Below are 25,089 nucleotides of genomic sequence, written 5' to 3' on the forward strand. Positions count from 1 at the left end.
ATGCTTTATTCTTATAATTGGATCAAAAAATTCTTAAATAAAATACCGCCTGTCGGTGACATTTCAAATAGACTAACCATGTCGGGGTTTGAGGTAGAGTCTGTAGAAAGATTATTTGGAGATTTAAAAGGTATTGTTACCGCAGTTGTAAATGGGGTAAAGCCGCATCCATCCGATAAAAATCTATCTGTTGTAAATGTTTCTGCAGGAGAGCATGAATTTATAACAGTTACGGGTGCAAAAGGAATTACGCAGGGAATGATTGTTGCCTACGCGCAGCCAGGGTCTGTTGTTGCAAATAAAAAAACAATTTTAGAACTGAACATTAAGGGCGTAAAATCAGCGGGCATGATCATCTCGGAGGATGAACTTGGAATATTTGAAGCTAAAAGAGAAATTATTATATTTGATAAAGCAGTAAAGCCCGGGTTGGATGTAAAATCCGTGCTTGAACTTGATGACTGGGTACTGGATGTGGCAGTAATGCCCAATAGATCTGATGTTCTAAGCCATTTTGGTATAGCCAGGGAGATTGCGACCATATTTCATTTGAATGTGATACAGCCTTCGTTTGAACTTGATACTATTAGTTATAATAAAGAGAATAAACCCATTGATGTTGAGGTTGAAAATCCTGATGATTGTCCAAGATACGCTATCAGGTTTCTTTCGGATGTAAAGATCGCACAATCACCTTTATGGCTAAGGCTTATACTTGGTAAGATCAAGCAGAAGCCTATAAATAATGTTGTTGATATAACAAACTATGTAATGTTCGCAATAGGACAACCTTTACATGCATTTGATGGCGAAAAGGTGCATGGTGGAAAGATTATAGTAAGGCGTGCAAAGAATGAAAAATTGATTACACTTGATGGGGTGGAGCGTATACTTACCGATCAATCCCTTGTCATAGCAGACGATTCTAAACCTGTTGCAATAGCAGGTATAATGGGTGGAGCTATCAGCGGTATAACAGAGAATACGCGGTATGTGCTTCTTGAAAGTGCATTATTTGATTCCGGACTTGTAAGAACAACAGGCAGAAATCTTGGTTTATCTACAGAAGCCGGATACAGATTTGAAAGGGGTGTTGACTCAAACCTTCCAAGGCTTGCATCGGATATGGCATCTTACCTTGTATCGGGATTGGCAGGTGCAAAGGTTTACAGGCTTGTAGATAGTTACAAAAAAAGATACAAGAAGCGCAGAGTTACTACTACAATACAGGTATTAGGGAGATTGATAGGCATTCAGCTTAACATTAAAACCGTACAATCGGTTTTAAGATCCATACACTGTGATGTTAATAGGATTCGTGCAAATACGCTGTCTATAGAACCGCCGTCATTCAGGCTTGATCTTAAGGAGTCTGCTGATTTTTCGGAGGAGATTGCAAGGCTTATAGGTTATGAGAAGATACCATCTGTTTTACCTTTAAAGGCTGCCGCTAATGTTGCACCTCCACTGCCTTATAAATATATAAATATTATCAAAGAAAGGCTTTTATCTATGGGTTTTGATGAGGTGATCAATTACAGTTTTTATAGCGATACGGATCACAGTATTGTTGGAGGAGATGCTTTAAGGCTTACAAATCCGCTTAATGAACAAACAACAAATATGCGTAAAAACTTGATACCGCTATTGATCAAAAACACGCAGTTTAATCTTTTCAGGCAGATAGAAGATCAGAAATTATTTGAGATAGGGAATGTTTATTTTAAACAGGCAGGAAAATATGTAGAGGAATTACACCTGGCGGGAACTATAACTGGAAATCGTTATCCTTTGCACTGGGCTTTTAAAAGCGAGCATACCGACATATTTGATTCTATTGGTATAGTCGAAGACATTATGAATGTCCTTGGTTTTAACGATAAAATAACTAAAGAAAAAACATCTCATAATTTTCTTAACGATGATTCGGTGTTGTTTAGTTATAACAATATGAATATCGGATATGCAGGCGGACTGACGAATGACTTGCTTGATAAGTATGATATAAAACAAAAAGTTTTTGTCTTTGATGTATCACTTGACCATATATTAATGAATGTAAAACCAGAAACGAGATACAGAGAGGTCCCTAAGTATCCTCATATAGTAAGGGATCTTTCAATCGTAAAACCCGTTTCTCTTACCTCGGCTAAAATTATAAATGGGATTAAATCACTTGGTATTGATTTACTTATTGATATTTCTCCTTTTGATCTGTATATTGACAATAAGGATATATCAAAGCATAGTATAACCTATAGGTTTATTTTTAGGGCTGAGGATAGAACATTAAAAGATGAAGAAGTTGATTTATATATGAAGACAATAATGAATCATGTTGTTAACCAATACGGTGTTAAGTTGAAGATTCAAGGAGGCATACTATGACAGTAACCAAGGCAGATCTTGCAGAACTCATATATCAAAATATAGGATTTGCAAAAAAGGATGCTGCGGATTTGGTAGATACCTTTTTCAACCTTATAAAAGAAGCAATGATTAAAGAAGAGCAGGTAAAAATAAAAGGTATCGGAACTTTTTATACACGCTCAAAAAGGGCAAGGAAGGGTAGAAATCCTAAAACAAATGAATCCTTAACGATCTCGGCCAGAAAGGTTGTATCTTATAAAGCAGGAACCTCTCTCAAGAAGCTGCTAAAAGTAAATAAAAAAAATAAAACAGCTCCACATGACGGAGACTGAACTTAAAGGTAAGGAGTACTATAGAATCGGTGAAGTTAGCAAGTTAACCGATGTAAAAGACTATATTATTCGTTACTGGGTTTCAGAACTTCCATCTATAAAACCCATAGTAACCCCAACAGGATACAGACTTTTTAAAAAAAATGATATTGAAATTATAAGAACGTTGAAACGTTTGATATATGATGATGGGCTGACCCTTGAGGGTGCAAAAAAAAGATTATTCTCAGATAAGGATGAGCAGAAAGAGCAAAAGATGAAACAGTTGAAAAACATACTTAATACTGTTAAACAAAATTTGATGGAGCTTAAGCACAGGCTTGATACATAATTATGTCGGGGCGTGGCGCAGTTTGGCTAGCGCACTCGCTTGGGGTGCGAGAGGCCGCCCGTTCGAATCGGGTCGCCCCGATAGCTGGATTCTTTGATGACCGTTAATATCCTTGTAACCAATGATGATGGTGTTTATTCAAATGGTATAAAGTCGCTTGCTCATGAGATGAGCAAGATTGGCAATGTTTATGTAGTAGCGCCTTTGACAGAAAAAAGTGCAACAAGCCATTCTTTAACGCTTCACAGGCCCTTAAGGGTCAAGCAGATAAATAAACACTCGGTATATGCTGTTAATGGAACTCCAACAGATTGTGTAAACCTCGCGATCAACGGGCTTTTAAAAATAAAAACGGATATTATCATATCGGGAATAAATATTGGCCCGAATCTGGCGGACGATATTACATATTCAGGTACTGTAGCAGCGGCAATTGAAGGCACGTTACAGGGCATACCTTCAATAGCTATCTCGGTAGCTGGAAGAAAAAAAATATATTTTAAACCTGCACAAGATGTTGCTAATAAACTTATAAGAAAGGTGCTTAAAAACGGTTTGCCTGAAAATGTATTCTTAAATGTTAACGTACCCAACATACCTTCGAACAAGATCATGGGCTACAGATATACGCGTCTCGGCAAAAGACGTTACGGTGAACCGATTGTAGAAAAGGCAGATCCGAGAGGAGAAAAATATTACTGGATAGGCGGTGATGTGCTTGGAGACACGCCTGTTGAGAATTCCGACATAAAGGCTGTGGAGCACGGTTATATATCTATTACACCAATCAAGCTTGATCTTACCGATTATAATTTTTTGGTACATTTGCTAAACTGGAGGCTGTGATTGAAACTAGATTCCGGCAATCATGCTTTATCATACGGCAGAGAGAAGATGGTTCAGGAGCAGTTGATCAATAGAGGTATCAAAACAAAAAGGGTGATAGATGCATTTAAAAAGGTTCCCCGGCATTTGTTCATAGAGGACGGACTTATCTATCAGGCGTATAGCGATCATCCTTTACCGATAAGTGAAGGGCAAACCATATCTCAGCCTTATATTGCTGCTCTTATGACAGAATATCTTAAACCTGAATGCGATGATACTATACTTGAAATAGGTACCGGATCCGGTTATCAAACAGCAATACTTGCAGAACTATCCTTGAAGGTTTACTCCGTAGAACGGATTGGCAGTATTGCATCGAATGCAAGGAAGCTTCTGGATAAACTTGGGTATCATAATGTAATGATTATTATTGGAGATGGGACAAAGGGTTTTCAAGAAAAGGCTCCTTATGATGGTATTATAGTAACTGCGGCAGCACCAGATATCCCAGAGCCATTTCTTCAACAGTTGAAAGATGGAGGCAGAATTATTATACCTGTCGGAGATGAGTATTCTCAAACGCTTGTAAGGATAACTAAAAATGGCAGGGATTTTAATAGAGAAGAACTCAATGCATGCAGGTTTGTTAAGTTAATAGGTGAATATGGCTGGAAGGCATAAAAAACATCACTTTATGACACGATGGTATTTCAGAGGGATCTCAGATTTTGGTAGCAGGGCAGGGTTTCAAACCCAGACCTGCAATCCTGTTGCATTTCGGGGATTAACATATCTCTCTGCGATCCTTTTTATATGGTTTGTAACAGCATGCGGTATTCCTTATGGCGTTTACCATACTGTTGAAAAAGGTCAAACACTTTACACCATATCCCGTGTCTACGATGTTCCGCTTAAAGATATAGAAAAGGCAAACGGAATAAATGATCCGTCAGCCATTAAACCGGGTGAAGAGCTATTCATACCAGGTGCACAAAAGACTATGAATGTGCCTCCAACTGCGGAACAGAATAATGTGCAGCAACCTTATCCTATTCAGCATGAACCGGTAAAGCATGCAAACATGAAGAGTATTTATTATAATAAAAATGCGCACAGCATACCGGGCGTCTTTATCTGGCCTGTACGTGGAACGGTTACACAAGACTTCAACACATCAAACGGTGATAGACATGACGGCATAGATATTAAAGCGCAAACGGGTACGCCGATACTGGCAGCAGCAGCAGGTACGGTTATATACAGTAATGATACCATCAAGGGTTATGGAGATATGGTTATCATCAAGCATAATGATGGTTTTGTAACCGTATATGCCCATAATGCCGTTAATCTTGTAAAACAGGGCCAGGAGGTAAAACAGGGTGAAATCATAGCAAAGGTCGGGCGGACAGGGTATACTACGGGTCCGCATCTTCATTTTGAAATAAGGCTGCATGCAATACCGGTTGATCCTCTAAAATATTTATCAAGACAGTAATAAACATAAAGACTATGTGGAATATAATCATTACCGGCTTAACATCGCTTTTTACAGACATATCGAGTGAGATGATCTATCCTCTCATCTCGCTTTATCTGCTCGCTCTTGGTTCAAGCCCTGCACTTATCGGACTTATTGAAGGCTTTGCAGAGAGTACTGCAAGTATCGTTAAGGTTTTTTCAGGTGCTCTATCCGACAGGATTAGAAAAAGAAAATCGCTCGCGATTCTTGGATACGCATTCTCGCCTATCGGGAAATTCTTTATGTGGCTGGCAAAAGGCTGGAGTCTTGTGTTTGTAGGCAGAACACTGGACAGGTTCGGTAAAGGTATAAGAACAGCACCAAGAGATGCAATTATAGCGGAATCAAGCAGTTCTGAAAAAAGAGGTGCATCCTTTGGTCTTCATAGAGCCATGGACACACTCGGCGCTGTCATTGGCATTGTAATAGCCATTATTATAATGAAGTATCTCGGGCTTAATGAGGGCTTGCACACCGTGCAGAATATTCAATCTTATCTGCCTGCATTCAAAACAATCATACTCATAAGTCTTATTCCTGCTGCTATAGGTGTTGCAGTCCTGTTCCTTGTAAAGGAAACAGGCACCGGCAAACCGCTGGCACACAACATCTCATTGGGATGGTCAAAGCTCGACAGAAAGTTGAAGGCTTTTCTTATCGTAACATTTATATTTACACTCGGGAACTCTTCAAACCAATTCTTACTGATGCGTGCCAAGGGCATCGGTTTTTCAGTTGAAGGGGTACTACTTTTATATCTTGTTTACAATCTTGTTTATGGAATTATTTCATGGCCTGCGGGAAGGCTTTCAGACAGGATAGGAAGGAAAACGCTGATCTCTTCAGGCTATTTTGTTTATGCAATCGTTTACGTGGGCTTTGGTTTGACCAACACAGGCTCTGCCATGTGGATATTGTTCTCAGTTTATGGTCTGTATATAGCCTTTACAGAAGGAGTCGAAAAGGCGCTGGTTTCGGATATAGCACCAAAGGATCTCAAGGCTACTTTAATAGGTTTGCATGCGACGCTTGTTGGGATAGGTCTGTTTCCAGCTTCGTTGCTTGCCGGACTTATATGGGATACTCTTGGACCCCAGTTCACATTCTACTTTGGTGGCATAATGGGTATTATAGCGGCTGTTGGAATGCTGATAGTGTTGTGATTGATATTGTCAGGGGGGCTTTATAAGTATATGCCGGTGATTGCCGACTTCAAAGTATTCCACAAGAAGTCTTTACTACTTTTAAAAGCATCTGGATTCCCCGTGGGGTTTATCCCTCCTGCGGCGGGACGGGAATGACACAGGGAGGATAATACCGCCCGGGCGGGAAATTAACAATCCAGAGTCAGGGTAAAATTTTTGCCGCGCCAATAAGAGAGGTGAATTGTTTGATACCTGCATCTGAGATATAATCACGGAGCTGCCCTACAATCGCCGATGTAATAGCCGGGTTTATGAAATTTGCAGTGCCTACCTGAACCGCTGCTGCACCTGCAAGGGCATATTCTATTACATCTTCTGCAGTAGAGATGCCCCCACAACCTATTATTGGGATACGAAGCATGCCATAGGTATCATATACGAGCTTTAGTGTTATAGGCTTGATTGCGGGTCCTGACAGCCCGCCTGTCTTTGCACCGAGGAACGGACGTTTATTTTTCATATCGATAGCCATTGCAGGATAGGTGTTTGCAATGCTCACAGCATCTGCCCCTCCTTTCTGGGCAGAGACCGCAGTATCAATTATACTGGTAACCATGGGTGACAGCTTAACAATAAGGGTTTTACCGGTTTTGTTTCTTACCTTTTGTGTAATTGCATGCACAACAAAGGGATCCTTCCCAAACTCAGCACCGCCTGCCTTTACGTTCGGGCATGATATGTTCAGTTCAATACCGTCTATACGTTTAATCCTGTCCAACCTCCCGGCAAGCTCCGCGTATTCGTCTATAGAGGTACCGAAGATATTGACGATAATCTTAGTGTCGATGTTTTTTAATTGAGGCAGAACACCGCTGAGAAATGCGTCCAGTCCTATATTCTCAAGACCGATAGAGTTTATCAATCCAGAAGGGGTCTCCTTGATCCTCGGCTCAGGATTGCCTTTTCTCGGCTCAAGGGACAACCCCTTTGTTACAAACCCGCCGATACTTTCGAGGGAGATAAAATTTTTATATTCAATTCCGTAGCCGAATGTGCCGGAAGCACCTATGATTGCGTTCTTAAGGCATATCCGTCCGATTTTTACCTGTAATAATTTTTTATTCATTTTTCTCACATCCCTGAATTCTTGCGTGAAATCTTGAATCATCAGCCGGAAAATTGCAACAAGAAAATGAGAACCCCCTCTGATACTTTTATTGACGCCTGTATATCAGCTCTGATAAGTCTGGCTTACTATGGATCAACAGGCAGCAGACACGACAGGCGTCTCATCCGGAGAGGCATTAAAAAGGCTGAAGCAGGACGGCTATAACGAATTGCCGTTTTCAAAACGGAGAAGCATCCTAAGGATCGCCTTCGATGTCATCAAGGAACCCATGCTGCTTCTGTTAGTGGCATGCGGTACGCTATACTTCACAATCGGAGACATCAAGGAGGCGGCGATCCTCGTCAGCTTTGTGTTTGTGGTCATAGGCATTACCCTGTACCAGGAGAGGAAAACCGAGAGGGCACTTGAGGCACTCAGAGACCTCTCCAGCCCGAGAGCCATGGTCATACGGGACGGAAAACACATCAGGATCCCGGGCAGGGAGGTTGTAACAGACGACATCGTGATAGTTTCAGAGGGCGACCGTGTACCCGCTGATGCCGTGCTTTTAAATTCCAACAACGTGACCGTGGATGAATCACTCCTTACCGGCGAGTCTGTCCCTGTGCGGAAATCGGCATGGGACGGGGTGCAGGAAATGAACAGTCCCGGCGGAGACGACCTGCCGTTCATTTATTCGGGCACCCTCGTGGTACAGGGTCAGGGTACGGCAAGGGTCATCAGGACAGGACTGAATACAGAGCTGGGTAAGATAGGAAAGATACTGCAGGTCCTTGAGCCCGAGGAGACCTTACTTCACCGTGAGACACGACAGCTTGTGCGCAATTTCACAATCTTCGCTGTGGCCCTCTCAGCTCTTGTGATAGTCATCTACGGCATCACAAGGGCAAACTGGTCCAATGGCTTTCTCGCGGGGCTTACCCTTGCCATGGCCATACTGCCGGAGGAATTCCCTGTTGTACTTACCATATTCCTTGCACTCGGTGCATGGAGGATTTCAAAAGAGCACGTCCTGACCCGCAGGGTGTCGGCCATCGAGACCCTCGGTGCTGCGACCGTCCTATGTGTGGACAAAACAGGTACACTGACGCAGAACAGGATGTCCGTTGCAAAATTATACTCCAGCAACGAATTCTTTGACCTTGCCCCGAATTATAAAAAATCGCTGCCCGAAAACTTCCACCAGCTTCTTGAGTTTGCGATCCTCTCAAGTCAGAGTGATCCGAGAGATCCCATGGAAAGCGCCCTGAAGGGCCTTGGGAACGATCTGCTGTCGCATACGGGACACCTGCATACGGACTGGGAAATGGAGCATGAATATTCGCTTTCAAAAGAACTGCTTGCCATGTCGCGGGTCTGGAAATCCGCAGACGGGAAAGATTACGTAATAGCTGCCAAGGGTGCACCCGAGGCAATAGCGGATCTGTGCCACCTGAGTCCCGGAGAAAAAGAACGCCTCGCGGAAAATGTCAGTATCATGGCAGGGGAAGGTCTCAGGGTCCTAGGCATAGCCAAGGCGTATTTCAGCCTGCACGACCTGCCGCGGATCCAGCACGACTTTGATTTTCAGTTCATAGGTATTATCGGGTTCGCCGACCCCATACGGCCGTCTGTACCAGAAGCACTAAGGGAATGCTATGGTGCGGGGATACGGGTGATTATGATAACAGGTGATTATCCTCTTACTGCCAAAAGCATCGCCGCACAGATCGGGCTAAAGGCGTCGGACGAGGTGCTCACAGGAGCGGAACTTGACCGTATGCACGACGATGAGCTGATGGTGAGGCTGAAGACCGTGAATATCTTTGCACGGGCAGTACCCGAACAGAAGCTGCGCATCGTCAATGCACTCAAGGCCAATGGGGAGATCGTTGCTATGACCGGCGACGGAGTAAACGATGCACCTGCACTGAAGGCCGCGCACATAGGCATAGCCATGGGGGCGAGAGGGACGGATGTGGCCAGGGAGGCTGCTTCCCTTGTGCTTCTGGACGATGACTTCTCATCCATCGTGAAATCCGTCAGGATGGGAAGGAGAATATACTACAACCTTAAGAAGGCAATGGCATATATTCTCGCCATACACGTACCGATCGCGGGTATATCCCTTATACCCGTGCTGTTCGGATGGCCGCTGATCCTGATGCCCGTACACATAGCGTTTCTCGAACTCATCATAGACCCGTCAAGCTCTGTCGTGTTCGAGGCAGAGGCTGAAGAAACGGACGTAATGAAACGCAGGCCGCGCAGGTTTGAAGAACGGCTGTTCAACAGGCGGACGTTTGGCATAAGTATACTGCAGGGAGGTATAGTTCTCGCCATCGTGCTCGCTATTTTCATTATTTCGATGCACATGGGACAAACAGAGACGGAATCCAGGACGCTTACTGTTACAACTCTGATCATAGCAAACCTCGGGCTTATCCTGACCAACCGTTCATGGTCCAGGACCATAGTGTCGACGCTGGGTATAAAGAACAGGGCACTTTGGGGGGTCGTTTCTGGTGCGATGGTGTTCCTTGTCCTTACTATCTACGTACCGTTTCTGCAAAGCCTTTTTAGATTCTCAACACTCAAGCCTCTTGACATAGGCATCTGTTTTGGTGCAGGGCTGCTAAGTATCGGGTGGTTTGAGACAATAAAGCTTTACGCACAATTAAAAAGAAAAAACATGTAAATTTATTGGATAAGCTAAGAACAACTGTCGGTCTGTGTAGCCCTTCTTGTTCTTATAAAACTACTTTAACCCAAGCAATGCATTTTTTGGTTAAAGTTGAAAGATGAACTGTAGTACTTTAAACTCTGATAATGAGTTTCTTGATAATCACATACGCGAGAGGGATAAGAATAATCAGGAATAGTAGATCGTACACGGATACCCTGCCCGTTGTATTGCAACTACAACCGGCAGATGATGGACATGTTTCAGGTCCATCAGGCAGGTACGGTGGATAGAAGTTCTGAGGGTTATACCTTGCCATTAAAGTAAGATAAGACAGAGTTGCCTCCCATACATGAGGTATTGCAACTCTATCGTTATAATATTCTTTGCCTGTGGTAGTATTTGTCATTACTACGGCAACCTCTCCCATATGCCCGGTATCCTGTGTTGGTACGTTATAAAGTAGATCGTATATCAATGGATCTAAATGATTAATTCCGGATGCGTTATTCTGGAACATGGCTGCAAGTGCAACTGTTGCCTTACCAATATATGAAATAACAGGTACCTGATACGTAAGTGCAGGCGTGATCTGCCCCAGAAGATAATTAGACTGATCCTGCATTATTGTAGATGTGTACGGCAAAAACTCTGCAGGCCAGATTGCCCATGACGCTGCACCAATATTATTAGTATATTGAGTTGATGATACATAAAAATTGGTGATTATTGCCTGTTTTAATTGATCAGCCCTGACCTGCCACTGTGCCGCATCATTTGTATCATTCATGTATTTTGCAGCCTGGATGCCCGACTCTATGCCAAGCCATGCTGCAATAGCACCCTGTAATGTTTGTGTTTGTACAGGGTTATCATCTTCGTTTGCATAACATTGCAGATTATTTGATGTATCTTTACAATTGACCAGTGCTTGTGTGCCGAGTTTTATGGAAGACCAAACCCGATTCATGTAATTTACTCTTTCGCATGCTGCTGGCAGAAAACCCGTATGTATCCACATTGTCCAGACGGCAAGTCCTGTTTCATCGATCTCAAAAGGTATTGGTCCGCCGGGCATGCCGTCGGCATAAAAATTCATATCAAAGCTGCCGGCAGGGCCGTTATTGGTGGCAGTTTTTCTTTGAACCTTTGCATAAAATAAGTTATGCTTTGTGACCATATCATGATAACCCGCTATATCAAGCGCATAATTAATAAAAGAACCGTCTCTGGGCCAGTCTTCTGCATAAGGAGGCTGTGTTGATATTGAAGCAACAATAGAGCCTGTTATATTGTCTGTTGCTAATCTGATGGTGATTAATGTTCTTTTTGAAAAATTCAGGATCGTCTTATCCTGCGTGGAAGGCAGTTGCGCCGTGGAGAGCCAATTATGCCACCACGTATTCGTGTTATCAAGTATAGCCTGCCAGCCAAGATTTTTAGCATAATCAATGTCAGATTGCGCATCGGTATAATCTTTTGCAAATGAGAAATAAACCGTAAAGCTCATCTTGCCTTGTGCATCAAGGGAGAATTGCTTTATTACAGCTCCGTCCGCTTCGCATTCTGCTGCAAGACTATCTTGTAAATCGCCATTGTAAGCCGCATAATAGGCATCCTGCGGAGTATAGGGATTTATTACATTTCTGCCTGGGGAGCACAATGTTACAGAATCATTGCCTACCTGAAAGCTGTCGGGCGTAAAGTCAAAACCTATAACTCCATAAACACCGTTTGGCAGGTTATTGATGTTTGATAAGAAAGACTGCACCGATGATTGATCAGGTATGCCTGAGAATAAGGTCGCTACATGAGAAAAATTTTGATCCCCCGGCATAAAATGTACAAGCTCATTATCTGAGGTATCATAAAGGCATGCATAATCATTCTGTGTTTCATCAACCCAATCATCCATTGGCAAATATTCTGTTTTGTTGAGGCAAGGACCGAGATTTTCAAAGTACACGAATTTCAGGTTATTTATTGAATTGATGGTAAGATTGTCTATAACATAATGTCTGACGAGTACGTCTTTATCGGGCATAACAAGATCATACTGTGTAACCATTATACCATTTGCGATCGATGTGTACTGCGTAACAAGCACGTCAGAATCGGCTGATAGATAGTATTGTTGTGTTGTAAATGTTGGATCCCTTAACCATACCATACCCGAGATAGGCATACCTGCTGTAAAATATAGGCCCGCAAAACTACCCATATTATCTGCGGCACCAAAATGCGGTAGAGTTCTTGCTGATTCTGTTGGTAAGACACCGGATGATGCAGTTTTGTAAGTAAGTTGATTATAATAACTCGGATTTGGCCATCTGAGAACCGTTATTGTTCCATGCTGTGATATCCCAACACTTAAACCTCCATTTCCCACCTCTCCATTAATATTAGTAGCACCAAATGGTTCTATCGAATCAGCATATAGATTTGTACTAAAATTTATTATAAGCAGAGCCAGACATACTTTTAATAACTTCATATAATTTTACCCCCCCTTGTACAATATAATTGAATCATTTATTTACTTCAATTTGCATTTTCCGGTATTAACTTTTAACATAGGATATATTTTATACAGTGGATTTTTTGAGCTTTTCCCAATCTTTATTAAATATATCAATACCTTTATCCGTTAATGGATGCTTAATAAGCTTTTCAAGCACATTGAATGGGACTGTAGCTATATGCGTGCCTATGAGTGCTGCCTGAACAAAATGAAGCGGGTGCCTTATACTTGCCGCAATGATCTCTGTTTCAAATAAATAATTATCAAATATGGTAACGAGCTGTTCCAAGAGATCCATGCCGTTGCCCGATATATCATCTATTCTGCCTATGAATGGACTTACGTATCTTGCACCTGCTTTTGCAGCAAGTAATGCCTGTGAAGCTGAAAAGATCAATGTAATATTTGTTTTAATGCCTTTTCCCTTAAGTCTTTTTACGGCTATTAATCCCTGTTCACACATAGGCACTTTTATTACTATCTTTTCACTCAACTTTGAGAGTGCTTCTGCTTCTTTAATCATTCCGTCTGCATCCGGCGAAACCACCTCCGCATTTATGGGACCATCTACCAATCTTATTATCTGCTTAAGCTGTTCTATCGGCTCCTTACCTTCTTTTGCTAAAAGGCTTGGATTTGTTGTTATTCCGTCAACAACGCCGATTGCTATGCCATTTTTTATATCTTCAATATTTGCGGTATCAAGAAAGATTTTCATATTTTAGCTCCTTTATGTTTATCTATTGAACAAGACCTCCGGTTTTATACAAACCGGCAGAATCTATATTTTAGCAAAAAAGCAAACAGTACATTTATTAACCATCGCTTTCCCGGATTCCAGTTTACACTGGAATGATACTCAGTAACGATGTAGCAAGCTATAGCGGTATTAGCATCTTAAAAGAACGTATATCCAATACTTCCTTCTATAGATTGCCTATCAAACATATGCGCCTCAAAATTGAAAAACAGATATGGGTTAATAAACTGATCCATACCGAACACAGCACCTACATTATACGTTGAATTGTAAGTTATGCCTGGAAATGAAAGATTAACATTAGAACCATTCAATCCGCAATAGAGGATTGTATTCGCATTTTTTACGGCCCCCAGAATAGCCCCTTCATACTCAAAGTATTGTGCCGTTTGGTTGCTATTACCGCTCTGGATATTGTAAACATCGGCAGATATGTTTACCGTGAACCTGCTCCTGTGCGGATCCGGCAAAGAAAGTCTTACCCCGCCGCCAAAAGCACCGCCCATATAACCTTTAAAAGACGGGTTTGACAACCATAGATCGGAGAACCCTCCATCAGCAAATATACTCAATTCGCTTACAGGGTCATATCTTAATAAAGCTGTAAATCCTTTTGACGTTATATTCGTATCCGGCAACCTTTGTTTATTTGGAGATACGTTGATCATCTCAAAATTGATACCGAAATCCAATGATAGATCCCCCGACTTCTGTCCTACGGCTAAAGAGCCTATTGGAACTGCTATCGCTTTACCTGCAAATAATAGCACGATCACACAAGCAAATAAAACTTTTGCATGGTATAACTTCATACTGACACAATATGTAACGAATAAAGCTATGAAGTGTCAAGAGATTGTAGGGGGACATGGTTAAATAAATTTCACAAGGCAGAGCAAACTTAATACACCTTTGTTGCTTCTATGGTATCAAGCGGTGTGCCATTGGGTGTTGATATGCCACCAAGTGCATATACATATCCATTATAACTTACTGCTGAAAGCTTGTATCTGTGAAGATTCAATGGGGTAGCTGTCTGCCAGCTAACCATCCCCTGTTCATTTAAAATTAGAGCACAAAAGGTATATATTTTTTATTAAATTTTACTGTATCTTTTTAAGTATCTGTGTAGCGGTGATCAGCCATCTGTTATTATCATTTACAAATGTCCACTGCACTTCTGTTAATTCTGTAATCGTCTCGGGTATAAGGCTTTTTGTTACTATTGATGTCTTTTGATTCATGATTGCTGTGGCCGTATTACCTGACACATTGATGGATATTTTTGAGAATGAAACATCTATTTTCTGATAACGATTAAAGTAATTCTCAAGGGTACTCGCATTTTGAGCTCTATTTCCTGCGAGATCCTCAAGAGCTAAACCTACGTTCTTTTGCGCCATTGCCTGTTTCTGTCTATTTATTATGGCTATGATCTCTTTTTTTGCTACATCCGCTGGAGACGGCTGAAGCTTTGAAGAAGGCACATTAACGGTTACTTCTTCGGGTTGTTTTTTTGCAGGAGTTGAAGATGTTGTTTTGACGTATATCTCTCTGTGTAAAGGTTTTACATGTTTCTTAGGATTTTCAGCTTTTGCTTTATTCGTTGCCGGTTCTTTGTTTGATTCAATAGGTCTTGGTACAGGCTGGAGTTGAGACGGTATGGAAGTCTGCGATGGTGCAGTACCTTCCGTTTTTAGTGTGATGGTGATCTCTTCCTCTTTTTTCTTTTTTGAGCATGCCGTTATAATCAGACCAAAAACGGTAACCGTGGTAACGCTTATGTAGATGAGTTTTTTATAATTCATATGCAATCTCATATATCTGCTGGGCATCTTTTTTACCTTTTACATATACCTTTTCAAGCGGGTTTGCATGCACGTTGTCCTTTATAGCCTGATACGTTATTTCACTTACAAGGATCTGTCCACCTTTTGTAAGTCCCTCAATCCTTGAGGCGAGGTTAACAGTATCTCCTATTACAGTATATTCAAGTCTTCTTTCAGACCCAACGCTTCCTGCCACAACGGGTCCTGTCGCAATACCGCAGCCAACCTGAAGATGCCTTGTTTTGCCGTTTTTTTCCCATTCATCATTTAGCTTTTTCAAAGCCTTTTGCATGTCGATCGCAGTTTTCACAGCCCTTAACGGGTCATCTGTGTGTGCATAAGGAGTCCCAAAAACTGCCATTATCGCATCTCCGATATATTTATCCAGTGTACCTTCATATTGAAAAATTACGTCAACCATTGCCGTAAAATATTCTTTAAGTATGCTCACAACCTCTTCCGGTGAAAGTTGTTCCGACATGGATGTAAACCCTCTTATATCCTGAAATAGAACCGTTGTAATCCTCTTTTCCCCTGTTATGGCAACGCCTTTCTCCTTTATCAATGCCTCTGCAACGTGTTCCGATACGTATCGTTTAAAGGTTTGTTTTATGTGTTCTCGCTCCCTTAAACCTTCAATCATAAAATTAAAGCTTGATGCAAGCATCTGTATCTCATCCCTTGTTTTTACATCTACATATTGATTAAGATCCCCATGCTCTACATTTTTCATGGCATCGACTATCTTATAAATGGGTTTTGTAATATTCAAGGATAATCCAAATGAAGCCATAATGCCAATAATAATAAATGCAAGTGTGAAAAATAGCGTAACAATTCTTGCACTACTTACAGATGCATCAAATCTATACAGAGAATATCCGATACTCATTGTTCCTATAAAGCGATTGGCGGGTTTTAATACTACATCTATTGGAAGTAAATGCCCGAGTTGATCAAGCACATTATCTGCAGAGGATTCGGGTGCCTTTGTTATCTTATCTTTTATTGCATCCTGGATCTCTCCGGCGAGTATATTACTTTGAGTTCCTGTTATTCTTGTGAGTAAAGGGAGATTGATCTCCGTATCAATTATATTACCTTTCTCATCAGCAATAACAACATAGAGTATGTTGTTATCAAGCTGCGGTGCGAATTTTAAAAACTGTTTCGCAAATGCCCATGGATCTGTACCATTCCCTCCAAGCAGTGCAAGGGCGCCCGTAATCTGAGCCATGCTTATAGCTTTTGACCTTATTTCGGTGCGCATGGTTGACTCCTGCCGTATTACGGATGTGTATGCAACTATGATCATGATGATCAAAATAAGCATTGCAACGAGCAACCCAAGTTTGAGTTTTAGACTGAAAAAACCTGTACTACTCATAACATAAGGTAGTCAAGACCCATTACATAGATATAATGATAGCCAAGAATAAATGAATCATAAGGAGCATATTTCATAGAAGCTGTAAAAAATAATTTTGGAGTTATGCTGACCCGTATGCCTGGGACAAGATCAAGTTTCCACTGCAGTATTGTTGTATTGTTTGCTAAATTTTCAACGTTGCCTCCATACATCCAGTTAAGTTCAAAAAATCCTGAAAAAGATAATCCAAGCGGTACGCTAAAAGCTGTGTTTGCAACGATTATATTGTTTTGCTTGGTATTTGTTGAAGGCTGCCTGCCGGTGTATCTATATCCGGCATTTGAATCCCACTGAACAATCCCAAGCTCTTTTGTGTATGCAAGATCAACCTCAAGATCGGTACCTTCGCTTCCCACCTGTTCAAACCCTGTTGGTAAATATACGGTACCGTATACCGCAAGCATTGGCGCTTTTAGAAATTGATACATAAGCCTTATAGCGGGATTGCTTAAGCCGCCACCTGTGTTTGAAATATAGAATGCATTTGTAGTTAGATTCGTCTGTCCCCAGTCAAAAGACACATAAGGGATGCTCATAGAAAGATTCATATCCGATGTGATATTATAACTTGCATTCAATATCTTATATATAAGCCTTTCTCTTGGATTTCCACTAAACTCATCCCATATATCTTTCCCGAGATAACGATCGACCTGAACATAATACACATAAAACCCCGTATCCATCATCCCCCCCTGGCCGGTTTTTGCCGTTAATGTGAACAAGGGGAATGTTGTCTGACTTTTACCCTGTATTGATGCAATACCTCCTATTGCGCCAAGCTGGGCATAAGCATTGGTTTCGACAGCCATTAATAATATTATTAAGTATAGAAACCTTTTCATCCACTCACATTTTTATTTGAGGTTTGGTACCGGCATTGTTGTACTCACATGGGATTCAATCCAGTTATACATAATGGAATCAAGCTTTGAAACGTTCGGATCTGATAAAAGCATATCAAGGTGCGTATGCATCGGCATGATATGTATGTCGAAACCGCATGAAGTTCTCAGTTGATTATTACAGTTCCTTGCCGATGGTAGCATATCCCTGTATTTATAAAAAACCGTCTCCGATTGCTCAAGACCGCTGCCTCCGCCAAGTGCAAGAACGGGTGCATCCATCTGCGGAGTATGGATTACATACATACCCTGCTGCCACCTCCAATCCGACGTTCCTCTGACACCGTAATCATCGCCTATTGATAAAACATCAAGTGCTAGTCTCAACGGAAAATACCACTCAAAAAAGCTTGTATAGGTATTTGAAAGTGCTGCTGCGAGGTCATTTATGTATGTTATGTGTCCTGCGCTGTTCCATGTATAAATCATTGTGCCTTGATCCGTCGGCTGTGAAATGGTTACACCGGGAAACAATGTATTTGTCGCCGTTTTAAGCGGTCCATTCGCGCTACCCAATGTTCCGATAAGGATACTGATAGGGTTAAAGTGCCTGTCTATTGTAAACCCGAGCATTGCCTGATTTGTAGCTTTGAATTGGGTATTGCCGTATAACAATGCTGCAATAAGCGAGAAAACCGGGTCTTTGAGCAGGGTTGTCTGCACATCTGGTTCAAAGTAGTCATACAAGCCTTCTATCTCAAAAAATACCAGCAGTTTGTTTACCATACTGCCAAGGGAAGGACTGATGTAATTAAACAGGCTTGCAGCTAATACATTATCAGGGGTTGAGCGTATCTGATACAAACCGGGTATGGGAATTGTAAAACCTGAAAGCTCTATCGAGTTGCCTGTTTGTGTGGATATGTAATCAGAAGACGTCATTGTTTGGAATAATCCGGAACCACCGCCGTCAATCAGTATAAGCCCTGCTATTTGATTGTAACCCGCATCGGATGTTGTGGAAGGGTTTCCATCAAAGTCATAAGCAGCATAATCCTCCGAGAGCCATGCACCGAGTGAATGCCCTCCAACGAATACATTTGTTTTGCGGTACTGGGGCGGGATCAAAGATACAATGGTATTGAGATCCCTCAGGGTCATATCGAGTCCCCATTCAGACATGTATGTAATAGTTGATGGTGTAACAAAACCGGCAAAGGTCTTTCCATTAACAGATGCGTTATTGAAATAATAATTATAGGCAATAGCCGGATCGTGATTATTCCATGCCGATATTAAACCTGTCCTATCATCAAGCAATACAGATCGCCTGTCAATTGTCCAGACTTCAATATTACCGTGGCTCATTGCTACGAGGGACTTTGCCATTTTATCAAAGCCGCCTGCTCCCATAAAGATCCCCGGCATTAGTATAAGCACTGCCTTGATATCTTTTGGTTCCTGACTGTAATAATATCTTGTAAACACTGAATAATTATATTCCAATGGTGTGGGTGCGTTTGTTATGGGATTGGGAGGTACTGTATAATTTGTGGGTATTGTATAGGCGGTCATTAGAACAGGTGACGTTGAGGAGCTATTTGAATTTGAGCATGATATTATAAACAAACCCAGCAGTAGTGTTGAAATGAATATTTTTTTCAACATATCAGTGTCCATATTGATCAATAATTGAAGGGCTTATACTGTTACCTGCGGCTATCGCAGAATAAACATCAACCGCGGGCTGGACAGCTGTTCTTGTAAAATCCGTCCCTGTAGTCGGGCTCCAACCACCGCACGCCGGTACAGTGCATCTTGTAAAATCATCAACAGTAAACAAACCAAAATTTTGGGCATAGCCGGATGTCCATTCATAATCATAGTCCATTGTCCAGTACATATAACCAAGTATATCTGACCCATGGTTTATGGCGTTCTTCACAGCCATAATGTTCTGCACAATGTATGCTGTTTTTGCGATAGGATCTCCTGAACCCGAGCCGTTTTCTGTTATCAGCATGGGCAGGTGATAGAGGTTTGTATATTCTACAAGCATATTAGTAAACCCTTGTGTCTCGGATGGATTAAGGAGCACTCTTGTTCCGTTTGACTCGGTTGTATACGGGCAACCCATTGATGTGAGCACCCCGGGTAAATAAGCATTAAGTGTCTGATCGCAGGGGATAGCATTTATAGGCGCGAGTATGCCTGGGGCAGGTATTACATAATCATTTGCATAGTAATTTACACCGATAAAATCTATGGTATTCGCCCAGTCAGTATGCGTTTCTGTGAATGTTGTGCCTGTTAAGCCTTTATCAAAAACACCTTTCGTAACGGCATTGAGATAGGTTAGATTATAAGCATGATCAAAGGCATTTGCAGCCTCAGTAGAACCGGCCACGTTTGGTGCCGGTGTTGTAAAGATAGAATTCTTTGCAATACTTACCATTGCATTTGGTTCTGCTGCATGGATTGCCTTGTATGCGAGTACATGCCCGAGAATCATGTTTCTTGCAACATCAACCGCACTTGTGGAAAATGGCATTGTTGTTGTAGTTAGATTTAAATTTATTGGAAATCCAGGAGGATATTCATCAAGAACATAACCAACAAGCACATCAACCATAGGCTCATTCTCTGTAAGCAAGTATGTTACTGTTGTTGAAAACTGCTGTGCCATAAAGCCGGCATAGTTTTCAAATGCATAAGCAGTAAGTGTATTGGTCCAGCCTGCAAGGCTTGTTGTACTCCGGGTATAGTTGTTGGCCGCAAGGTCTTGCGGATCATCCACCCATATTGGTAACGTATAATGTGTCAGTGTAACAACGGGTGTAAGCCCATGGGCCTCTAAAGAGTTTATTACCTCCTGATAGTGACGGACCTCTGCCATATCAACATCACCTTTATTTAAAGGCATTCCTATAACTGAAGGTGCATGTGGCTCAATCCTTGACCACTCGAAGGTAAGCCTGAATGCGTTCATGTGCATTGCCTGCGCATTGGTAAAATCCTGTGCGTAAAGGTTATAAAAATTATCAGCAAGCCCAACAGGCGGTGTTTTGCCCATCTGCTCCCATACATACCAGTCATTGTTTGTAATCCCGCCCTCGCTCTGCTCCGCCGCCGTTGACACGCCCCATAAAAATCCCTTTGGAAAAGTTTTCGTGTTGCTGCTGCTCGAGCAGGATATCAGGGAAATGCCAAAAATAGACAGGAGCAAAGCTGCAATAACAAATGAATACTTTTTCATATAGTTTCCTTATTTTTTACTGAACTCTTCTTTTACTCTTTTTCTAACAGCTTCAATAACACCGGGCAATGTTACATTTGTGCCGAGGTTTATCAAAAAGTCCGGGACACTCCCTCCCGGATCTGTAAATAGTGTATATGTTACAAGAGTTCTTCTTTTATCGAGAGGAACAAGTTCCCATGATCCGTTATTGGTTTTTACATTGCCCATGACCATTATCCAGTGCTGAAACCACCTGCTGCTGGTTACAAAATCTTCAAGTTTAATAATATACCATCTATTGACAAGCGGCCAGGGCATGTTTAATAAACTAAAAAAGTATCCTGTTGTACCGGTCATTTTTTCTGCACGGTGTTGTCTTAGATATTTTATAAGAGCCTTCGGATCCGGTGTATTGTGATCAAACTTTAAGGCTACTGCCCCTGGAATAGCAGAGGGATGTACAAGTATGCTTTTTATGGTCCTCGGCATAAATGCTTTAAAATCATTGTTCTGGTGTAAAACAGCCCAGATATCTTCAGGTGAAGCATTAACAATACCGATGGCTACGCCCTTCTTGACTTCTGTGCCTTTTACGGGTTCAAGCCATTTTACAACCTCTCCCTTCTTTAGCATTTTCCATTGGGCAGGACTTATATCAACGGCATAAGCATTGATCGTAAAAATAATTATTAAAAAAACAGAAAGGATTATCTTAAACATTCTAAAAAGCATATTTTTCCTCCATGTGTTTAGATTTTTTTAGTTCAACCTTTATAGGTTTTACTAATTTCCCCTGATAGTAGATCATAGTTATGATTGGATAGTCAATAATATTAAGCCATGCCCTTTCGTCGCCCGGTTTGTATCCAACAGGCACATAAATATAGGAAGTGAATGTATAAACCCCCTGATGTGCCTTTATGAGATTTCCAAAATTGTATCCTGTATCTGCTATCTCTCCTTTTCTTTCATCATCAACAAAGTACAGATCCTTTGTAAATGGAACATCTTTACCCAAAACTACACGGTTCATCCATGCACCCTGAGGGCCTGCTATCACGGCCCAGTCATACGGGCCCATGTTAAGGTGCTTCTGTGCATAGCTCATCTTTCCGGTTATCTTTAATCCCCGCGGATTGTTGGAGTTGTAGAAAATCATGCCAATTGCGTTTTTGTTGAAATTGGTCGTTGTGAGCAGTTTACCGTTGCTCAGGATACTTAGATTCATAGGTATGTTTACAATAGAAGGAAACTCAAAATAATCCGGATAAAAGGAACTATCGGAAAGTATAGATGGAGATTGAATCCCAAGCATAACATTCATGGAATTTTTGACCCGCCTAATGACCATTATGGGACCGAGTATATAATCAACAAGCCGCGACTTAAAATCATGCTCATCACGGTGTATCTTCAGTTTGCCCCAGAATGCACTTATATCAATACTCATCCTGAAGCCTCTAAAAAGATTGATCCCTCCTCCGCCTGCCGATTTTGGGACTAAAAAATAGTTATACTCAAGCGGTTCTTTTTTTAAAAAACCGACGGTATACAGATCAGTGCTTACCCGATCCGGTCCGGACTCAAAATGGATATACTTTACCGGAGATAAAGGAGGGGCATTTCGCTGGAAAAATACAAGATATGCGTACGCGTGAGATCGAGTTAAAGGATCGGTCAATATTATCTCAATGAATTTGTCCCCGCGTAAAAAAAGATTAGGTATGCCCATTTTGATTCCAGCATCCTTTGCCATAAAAACAAGCTCATCTTGTTGCGCTAGTGTTGTTCTCTTCAATGGTAAGGGATGCCCCTCGCCATCAAAGTTAAAAATCCAGTCTCCATGCTTATTTCTTTCATTTATCTGGAAAGGTATGGGTTCCAAAACCTGTTTACCACTTTTATTTGAAACTTTATAAAGTCTTAGAGAGGATATATCCGTTCCTATAAATGGTGAGAGTTGAGTCCCATGTATAATTACGGGATCAACGTTTCTGTCAAAAGCAGGCCTGGCATAAACATTTGTAACCAATGATAAAGAAATTATCATCAACGGTATAATTTTTTTCATCCGCCGCCAAGGACCTCCATACTATTTAGGATCTTTTAACATAGTTGCATTATCAATAGCAAGCCGCACGTTTGCAATTACAATGGAGCATACTTTTACACTTAAATTTTTAGTTAACCTAAAAATAGACAAAATGGTTGTTTTTTATTTCAATAAAGATAAAGATGACATGTAGAAATGTTAAAATATTTTAATTAAAAAAGAGGTTATATGGATTACAGATCAATACCTGAAATGTATTATAAGCAAGCGGATAGAAACAAAGGCAGGGTTATTATAAAACATAAAAAGGACGGCAAATGGTTTGATATTACATGGGATCAAAATAGAGAACTTACTGAGGCACTTGCGTGTGGATTAATAAAACTCGGGATAAAACCTCAGGAAAAGGTATGCATCTTATCAGAGAATCGTAATGAGTGGTACGTTAGCGATATTGCCATACAGAGTGCTGGTGCTGTTACCGTACCTGTTTATGCCACCAATACCCCTGACCAGGTTGCTTATATTGTTAATGACTCAGATGCTGTTGCAATAATAATTTCTACTGCACAACAGTATAATAAGATAAAAACAAAAAGAAATGAAATGCCCAATTTAAAGTATGTTATATCTATGGACAAGCTTAACAATGAAAACGGAATAATGTGGTTTTATGATGTCACAGCTTCAGGACGGTCAAACGAGTTAAAAGATGGATTAGATAAAATACTTAATGCCATAAATCCTCAAGATCTCGCAACCATCATTTATACATCAGGCACAACGGGTGATCCAAAGGGTGTTATGCTTACTCAGGGTAATCTTCTTTCAATTACGGATGCTTCTTATGATGCATTTAAAGATGAGCTTACGGATGAAGTGATGCTTTCATTCCTTCCTCTAAGCCACGGCTATGCAAGGATAGCTGATTTTTATGTACCGCTCTACCATGCCAAAGGTATCCAGGCTATAGCAGAAAGCATAGATAAGATAGCCGATAATTTGAAGGAAATACATCCAACAATGTTTGTATCCGTACCGCGGGTATATGAGAAGGTTTATGGAAGAATCATATCACAGGTTGAGGCAGACAAACCTATAAAAAAGAAGATATTTTATTGGGCAATATCGGTAGGCAGGAAGGCTGCTCCATATCTTATGGAAAGCAAGTCATTACCTCTGTCGTTAGCTTTCCAGTATCAGTTTGCGAATATCCTTGTATTTAAAAAAATTAAACAGGCCGTCGGCGGCAGACTTAAGTTCGCGATAGCAGGCGGTGCACCTCTTTCAAAAGAGCTTGGTGAATTTTTCTTTGCACTTGGCATAAAGATCATAGAAGGATATGGACTTACAGAAACAAGCGCTATTTTTATGGCAAATCCGCCAAAAAAAATAAAGTTTGGAACCGTAGGAAAGCCATTCAAAGGATATGAACTGAGAATAGCCTCTGACGGAGAAATCCTGTTAAAAGGATCAAACGTAATGAAAGGCTATTATAAGAAACCGGAAGCTACAAAAGAGATTCTTGATAAAGATGGATGGCTATATTCCGGGGATATCGGTTTTGTTGATAGTGAGGGATATTTACATATTACAGACAGAAAGAAGGATCTTATTGTTACAGCAGGCGGTAAAAATATTGCACCTCAACCGATTGAGAATAAACTAAAAATGAATAAGTACATAGATGAAGCGGTTATGATAGGTGATAAAAGGCCATACTGTGTAGCACTAATAGTCCCGTCATTTGAAATGCTTGAAGATGCGGCAAAAAAAGAAGGCATCGCTTACAACGACAAAGAAGATTTGATCGGTAAACCACGCATAAACGAACTCATTTCTGCTGCAATCGAAGATGTAAATAAGGGACTCGCCAGATTCGAAACAATAAAGAAATTTATTTTGATTCCGCAGTTATTTTCACAGGAATCGGGGGAACTAACGCCAACCATTAAGGTCAAAAGAAGCGCTGTTGAGAAGAAATATAAGGACGTGATAGAAGAACTCTACAGAGCGTAATAGGTTTTTTGCCTTAAGATCGGGAGAACTAAAAATATAACCCGCAAGCGGTGCAGAACTAACGAGCATAGGCGGA

Annotated in this window: 21 protein-coding genes and 1 tRNA gene; 10 read left to right on the forward strand and 12 right to left on the reverse strand. The window is 41.1% G+C overall.

Annotated elements, in window-relative coordinates:
- The 8 genes from pheT (at window position 1) to M1381_05365 (ending at window position 6,546) form a co-directional block, all read left to right on the forward strand.
- Window positions 1-2,388 (forward strand): phenylalanine--tRNA ligase subunit beta, encoded by a 2,388-nt coding sequence (gene pheT, locus M1381_05330; GenBank protein ID MCL4478507.1) that lies wholly within the window; start codon window positions 1-3, stop codon window positions 2,386-2,388.
- Window positions 2,385-2,702 (forward strand): integration host factor subunit alpha, encoded by a 318-nt coding sequence (locus M1381_05335; protein MCL4478508.1) that lies wholly within the window; start codon window positions 2,385-2,387, stop codon window positions 2,700-2,702. The genes pheT and M1381_05335 overlap by 4 nt, the downstream gene beginning before the upstream one ends.
- Complete coding sequence (locus tag M1381_05340; protein ID MCL4478509.1) at window positions 2,689-3,033, forward strand: MerR family transcriptional regulator; 345 nt, start codon at window positions 2,689-2,691, stop codon at window positions 3,031-3,033. Before M1381_05335 ends, M1381_05340 begins: the two co-directional genes overlap by 14 nt.
- Window positions 3,034-3,039: 6 nt before the next feature.
- A tRNA-Pro gene (locus M1381_05345) sits at window positions 3,040-3,114 on the forward strand.
- A 15-nt stretch (window positions 3,115-3,129) separates the two neighbouring features.
- A complete protein-coding gene (gene surE, locus M1381_05350; GenBank protein MCL4478510.1) occupies window positions 3,130-3,879 on the forward strand; it encodes a 5'/3'-nucleotidase SurE in 750 nt (249 codons plus the stop codon).
- 48 nt (window positions 3,880-3,927) lie between these two features.
- Window positions 3,928-4,542 (forward strand): protein-L-isoaspartate(D-aspartate) O-methyltransferase, encoded by a 615-nt coding sequence (locus M1381_05355; GenBank protein MCL4478511.1) that lies wholly within the window; start codon window positions 3,928-3,930, stop codon window positions 4,540-4,542.
- A gap of 13 nt (window positions 4,543-4,555) precedes the next feature.
- Window positions 4,556-5,359 carry a M23 family metallopeptidase gene (locus tag M1381_05360; protein MCL4478512.1) on the forward strand — a complete coding sequence of 268 codons (804 nt, stop codon included), beginning with the start codon at window positions 4,556-4,558 and terminating at the stop codon, window positions 5,357-5,359.
- A 14-nt stretch (window positions 5,360-5,373) separates the two neighbouring features.
- The gene (locus tag M1381_05365) at window positions 5,374-6,546 is read left to right on the forward strand and encodes an MFS transporter (protein MCL4478513.1); all 1,173 of its coding nucleotides are present in this window, start codon (window positions 5,374-5,376) and stop codon (window positions 6,544-6,546) included.
- A gap of 184 nt (window positions 6,547-6,730) precedes the next feature.
- Here the strand turns inward: M1381_05365 and M1381_05370 are convergent, their stop codons facing one another.
- The gene (locus M1381_05370; GenBank protein MCL4478514.1) at window positions 6,731-7,654 is read right to left on the reverse strand and encodes a dihydroorotate dehydrogenase; all 924 of its coding nucleotides are present in this window, start codon (window positions 7,652-7,654) and stop codon (window positions 6,731-6,733) included.
- Window positions 7,655-7,784: 130 nt separating this feature from the next.
- On the opposite strand from M1381_05370, the gene M1381_05375 reads away from it, so the two are divergent.
- Window positions 7,785-10,334 (forward strand): cation-translocating P-type ATPase, encoded by a 2,550-nt coding sequence (locus M1381_05375; protein MCL4478515.1) that lies wholly within the window; start codon window positions 7,785-7,787, stop codon window positions 10,332-10,334.
- A gap of 118 nt (window positions 10,335-10,452) precedes the next feature.
- Here M1381_05375 and M1381_05380 read toward each other — a convergent pair whose 3' ends face one another.
- The 11 genes from M1381_05380 to M1381_05430 form a co-directional block, all read right to left on the reverse strand.
- A complete protein-coding gene (locus M1381_05380) occupies window positions 10,453-12,813 on the reverse strand; it encodes a hypothetical protein (GenBank protein ID MCL4478516.1) in 2,361 nt (786 codons plus the stop codon).
- 91 nt (window positions 12,814-12,904) lie between these two features.
- On the reverse strand, window positions 12,905-13,558 hold the full coding sequence (gene fsa / locus M1381_05385; GenBank protein MCL4478517.1) for a fructose-6-phosphate aldolase: 654 nt from the start codon (window positions 13,556-13,558) through the stop codon (window positions 12,905-12,907).
- 179 nt (window positions 13,559-13,737) lie between these two features.
- Window positions 13,738-14,376, reverse strand: a complete 639-nt coding sequence (locus M1381_05390; protein MCL4478518.1) for a hypothetical protein — start codon at window positions 14,374-14,376, stop codon at window positions 13,738-13,740.
- 125 nt (window positions 14,377-14,501) lie between these two features.
- Window positions 14,502-14,651 (reverse strand): hypothetical protein, encoded by a 150-nt coding sequence (locus M1381_05395; GenBank protein MCL4478519.1) that lies wholly within the window; start codon window positions 14,649-14,651, stop codon window positions 14,502-14,504.
- 52 nt (window positions 14,652-14,703) lie between these two features.
- Window positions 14,704-15,408, reverse strand: coding sequence for a hypothetical protein (locus M1381_05400; protein MCL4478520.1), 705 nt, complete (start codon window positions 15,406-15,408; stop codon window positions 14,704-14,706).
- Entirely contained in the window at window positions 15,398-16,816 is a 1,419-nt protein-coding gene (locus tag M1381_05405) for an adenylate/guanylate cyclase domain-containing protein (GenBank protein MCL4478521.1), read from the reverse strand. Before M1381_05405 ends, M1381_05400 begins: the two co-directional genes overlap by 11 nt.
- Window positions 16,813-17,670, reverse strand: coding sequence for a transporter (locus M1381_05410; protein MCL4478522.1), 858 nt, complete (start codon window positions 17,668-17,670; stop codon window positions 16,813-16,815). Before M1381_05410 ends, M1381_05405 begins: the two co-directional genes overlap by 4 nt.
- A 45-nt stretch (window positions 17,671-17,715) precedes the next feature.
- Window positions 17,716-19,371 carry an alpha/beta fold hydrolase gene (locus tag M1381_05415; GenBank protein MCL4478523.1) on the reverse strand — a complete coding sequence of 552 codons (1,656 nt, stop codon included), beginning with the start codon at window positions 19,369-19,371 and terminating at the stop codon, window positions 17,716-17,718.
- A 1-nt stretch (window position 19,372) separates the two neighbouring features.
- Complete coding sequence (locus M1381_05420) at window positions 19,373-20,959, reverse strand: family 1 glycosylhydrolase (protein MCL4478524.1); 1,587 nt, start codon at window positions 20,957-20,959, stop codon at window positions 19,373-19,375.
- Between the two features lie 9 nt (window positions 20,960-20,968).
- Window positions 20,969-21,673, reverse strand: a complete 705-nt coding sequence (locus tag M1381_05425; GenBank protein MCL4478525.1) for a hypothetical protein — start codon at window positions 21,671-21,673, stop codon at window positions 20,969-20,971.
- Window positions 21,663-23,012, reverse strand: coding sequence for a hypothetical protein (locus M1381_05430; GenBank protein MCL4478526.1), 1,350 nt, complete (start codon window positions 23,010-23,012; stop codon window positions 21,663-21,665). Before M1381_05430 ends, M1381_05425 begins: the two co-directional genes overlap by 11 nt.
- 210 nt (window positions 23,013-23,222) lie before the next feature.
- Between M1381_05430 and M1381_05435 the strand changes: the two genes are divergently transcribed.
- Window positions 23,223-25,013 (forward strand): long-chain fatty acid--CoA ligase, encoded by a 1,791-nt coding sequence (locus M1381_05435; protein ID MCL4478527.1) that lies wholly within the window; start codon window positions 23,223-23,225, stop codon window positions 25,011-25,013.
- The last annotated feature ends 76 nt before the right edge of the window (window positions 25,014-25,089 follow it).

This window comes from Deltaproteobacteria bacterium (assembly GCA_023382265.1).
GTDB lineage: Bacteria > JAMCPX01 > JAMCPX01 > JAMCPX01 > JAMCPX01 > JAMCPX01.

Bases quoted from the DNA above. Each gene is read 5' to 3' on its own strand.
- pheT (MCL4478507.1), top strand. From the start codon at position 1: ATGCTTTATTCTTATAATTGGATCAAAAAATTCTTAAATAAAATACCG.
- M1381_05335 (MCL4478508.1), top strand. From the start codon at position 2,385: ATGACAGTAACCAAGGCAGATCTTGCAGAACTCATATATCAAAATATA.
- M1381_05340 (MCL4478509.1), top strand. From the start codon at position 2,689: ATGACGGAGACTGAACTTAAAGGTAAGGAGTACTATAGAATCGGTGAA.
- surE (MCL4478510.1), top strand. From the start codon at position 3,130: ATGACCGTTAATATCCTTGTAACCAATGATGATGGTGTTTATTCAAAT.
- M1381_05355 (MCL4478511.1), top strand. From the start codon at position 3,928: ATGGTTCAGGAGCAGTTGATCAATAGAGGTATCAAAACAAAAAGGGTG.
- M1381_05360 (MCL4478512.1), top strand. From the start codon at position 4,556: ATGACACGATGGTATTTCAGAGGGATCTCAGATTTTGGTAGCAGGGCA.
- M1381_05365 (MCL4478513.1), top strand. From the start codon at position 5,374: ATGTGGAATATAATCATTACCGGCTTAACATCGCTTTTTACAGACATA.
- M1381_05370 (MCL4478514.1), bottom strand. From the start codon at position 7,654: ATGAATAAAAAATTATTACAGGTAAAAATCGGACGGATATGCCTTAAG.
- M1381_05375 (MCL4478515.1), top strand. From the start codon at position 7,785: ATGGATCAACAGGCAGCAGACACGACAGGCGTCTCATCCGGAGAGGCA.
- M1381_05380 (MCL4478516.1), bottom strand. From the start codon at position 12,813: ATGAAGTTATTAAAAGTATGTCTGGCTCTGCTTATAATAAATTTTAGT.
- fsa (MCL4478517.1), bottom strand. From the start codon at position 13,558: ATGAAAATCTTTCTTGATACCGCAAATATTGAAGATATAAAAAATGGC.
- M1381_05395 (MCL4478519.1), bottom strand. From the start codon at position 14,651: ATGGTTAGCTGGCAGACAGCTACCCCATTGAATCTTCACAGATACAAG.
- M1381_05400 (MCL4478520.1), bottom strand. From the start codon at position 15,408: ATGAATTATAAAAAACTCATCTACATAAGCGTTACCACGGTTACCGTT.
- M1381_05405 (MCL4478521.1), bottom strand. From the start codon at position 16,816: ATGAGTAGTACAGGTTTTTTCAGTCTAAAACTCAAACTTGGGTTGCTC.
- M1381_05410 (MCL4478522.1), bottom strand. From the start codon at position 17,670: ATGGCTGTCGAAACCAATGCTTATGCCCAGCTTGGCGCAATAGGAGGT.
- M1381_05415 (MCL4478523.1), bottom strand. From the start codon at position 19,371: ATGTTGAAAAAAATATTCATTTCAACACTACTGCTGGGTTTGTTTATA.
- M1381_05420 (MCL4478524.1), bottom strand. From the start codon at position 20,959: ATGAAAAAGTATTCATTTGTTATTGCAGCTTTGCTCCTGTCTATTTTT.
- M1381_05425 (MCL4478525.1), bottom strand. From the start codon at position 21,673: ATGCTTTTTAGAATGTTTAAGATAATCCTTTCTGTTTTTTTAATAATT.
- M1381_05430 (MCL4478526.1), bottom strand. From the start codon at position 23,012: ATGAAAAAAATTATACCGTTGATGATAATTTCTTTATCATTGGTTACA.
- M1381_05435 (MCL4478527.1), top strand. From the start codon at position 23,223: ATGGATTACAGATCAATACCTGAAATGTATTATAAGCAAGCGGATAGA.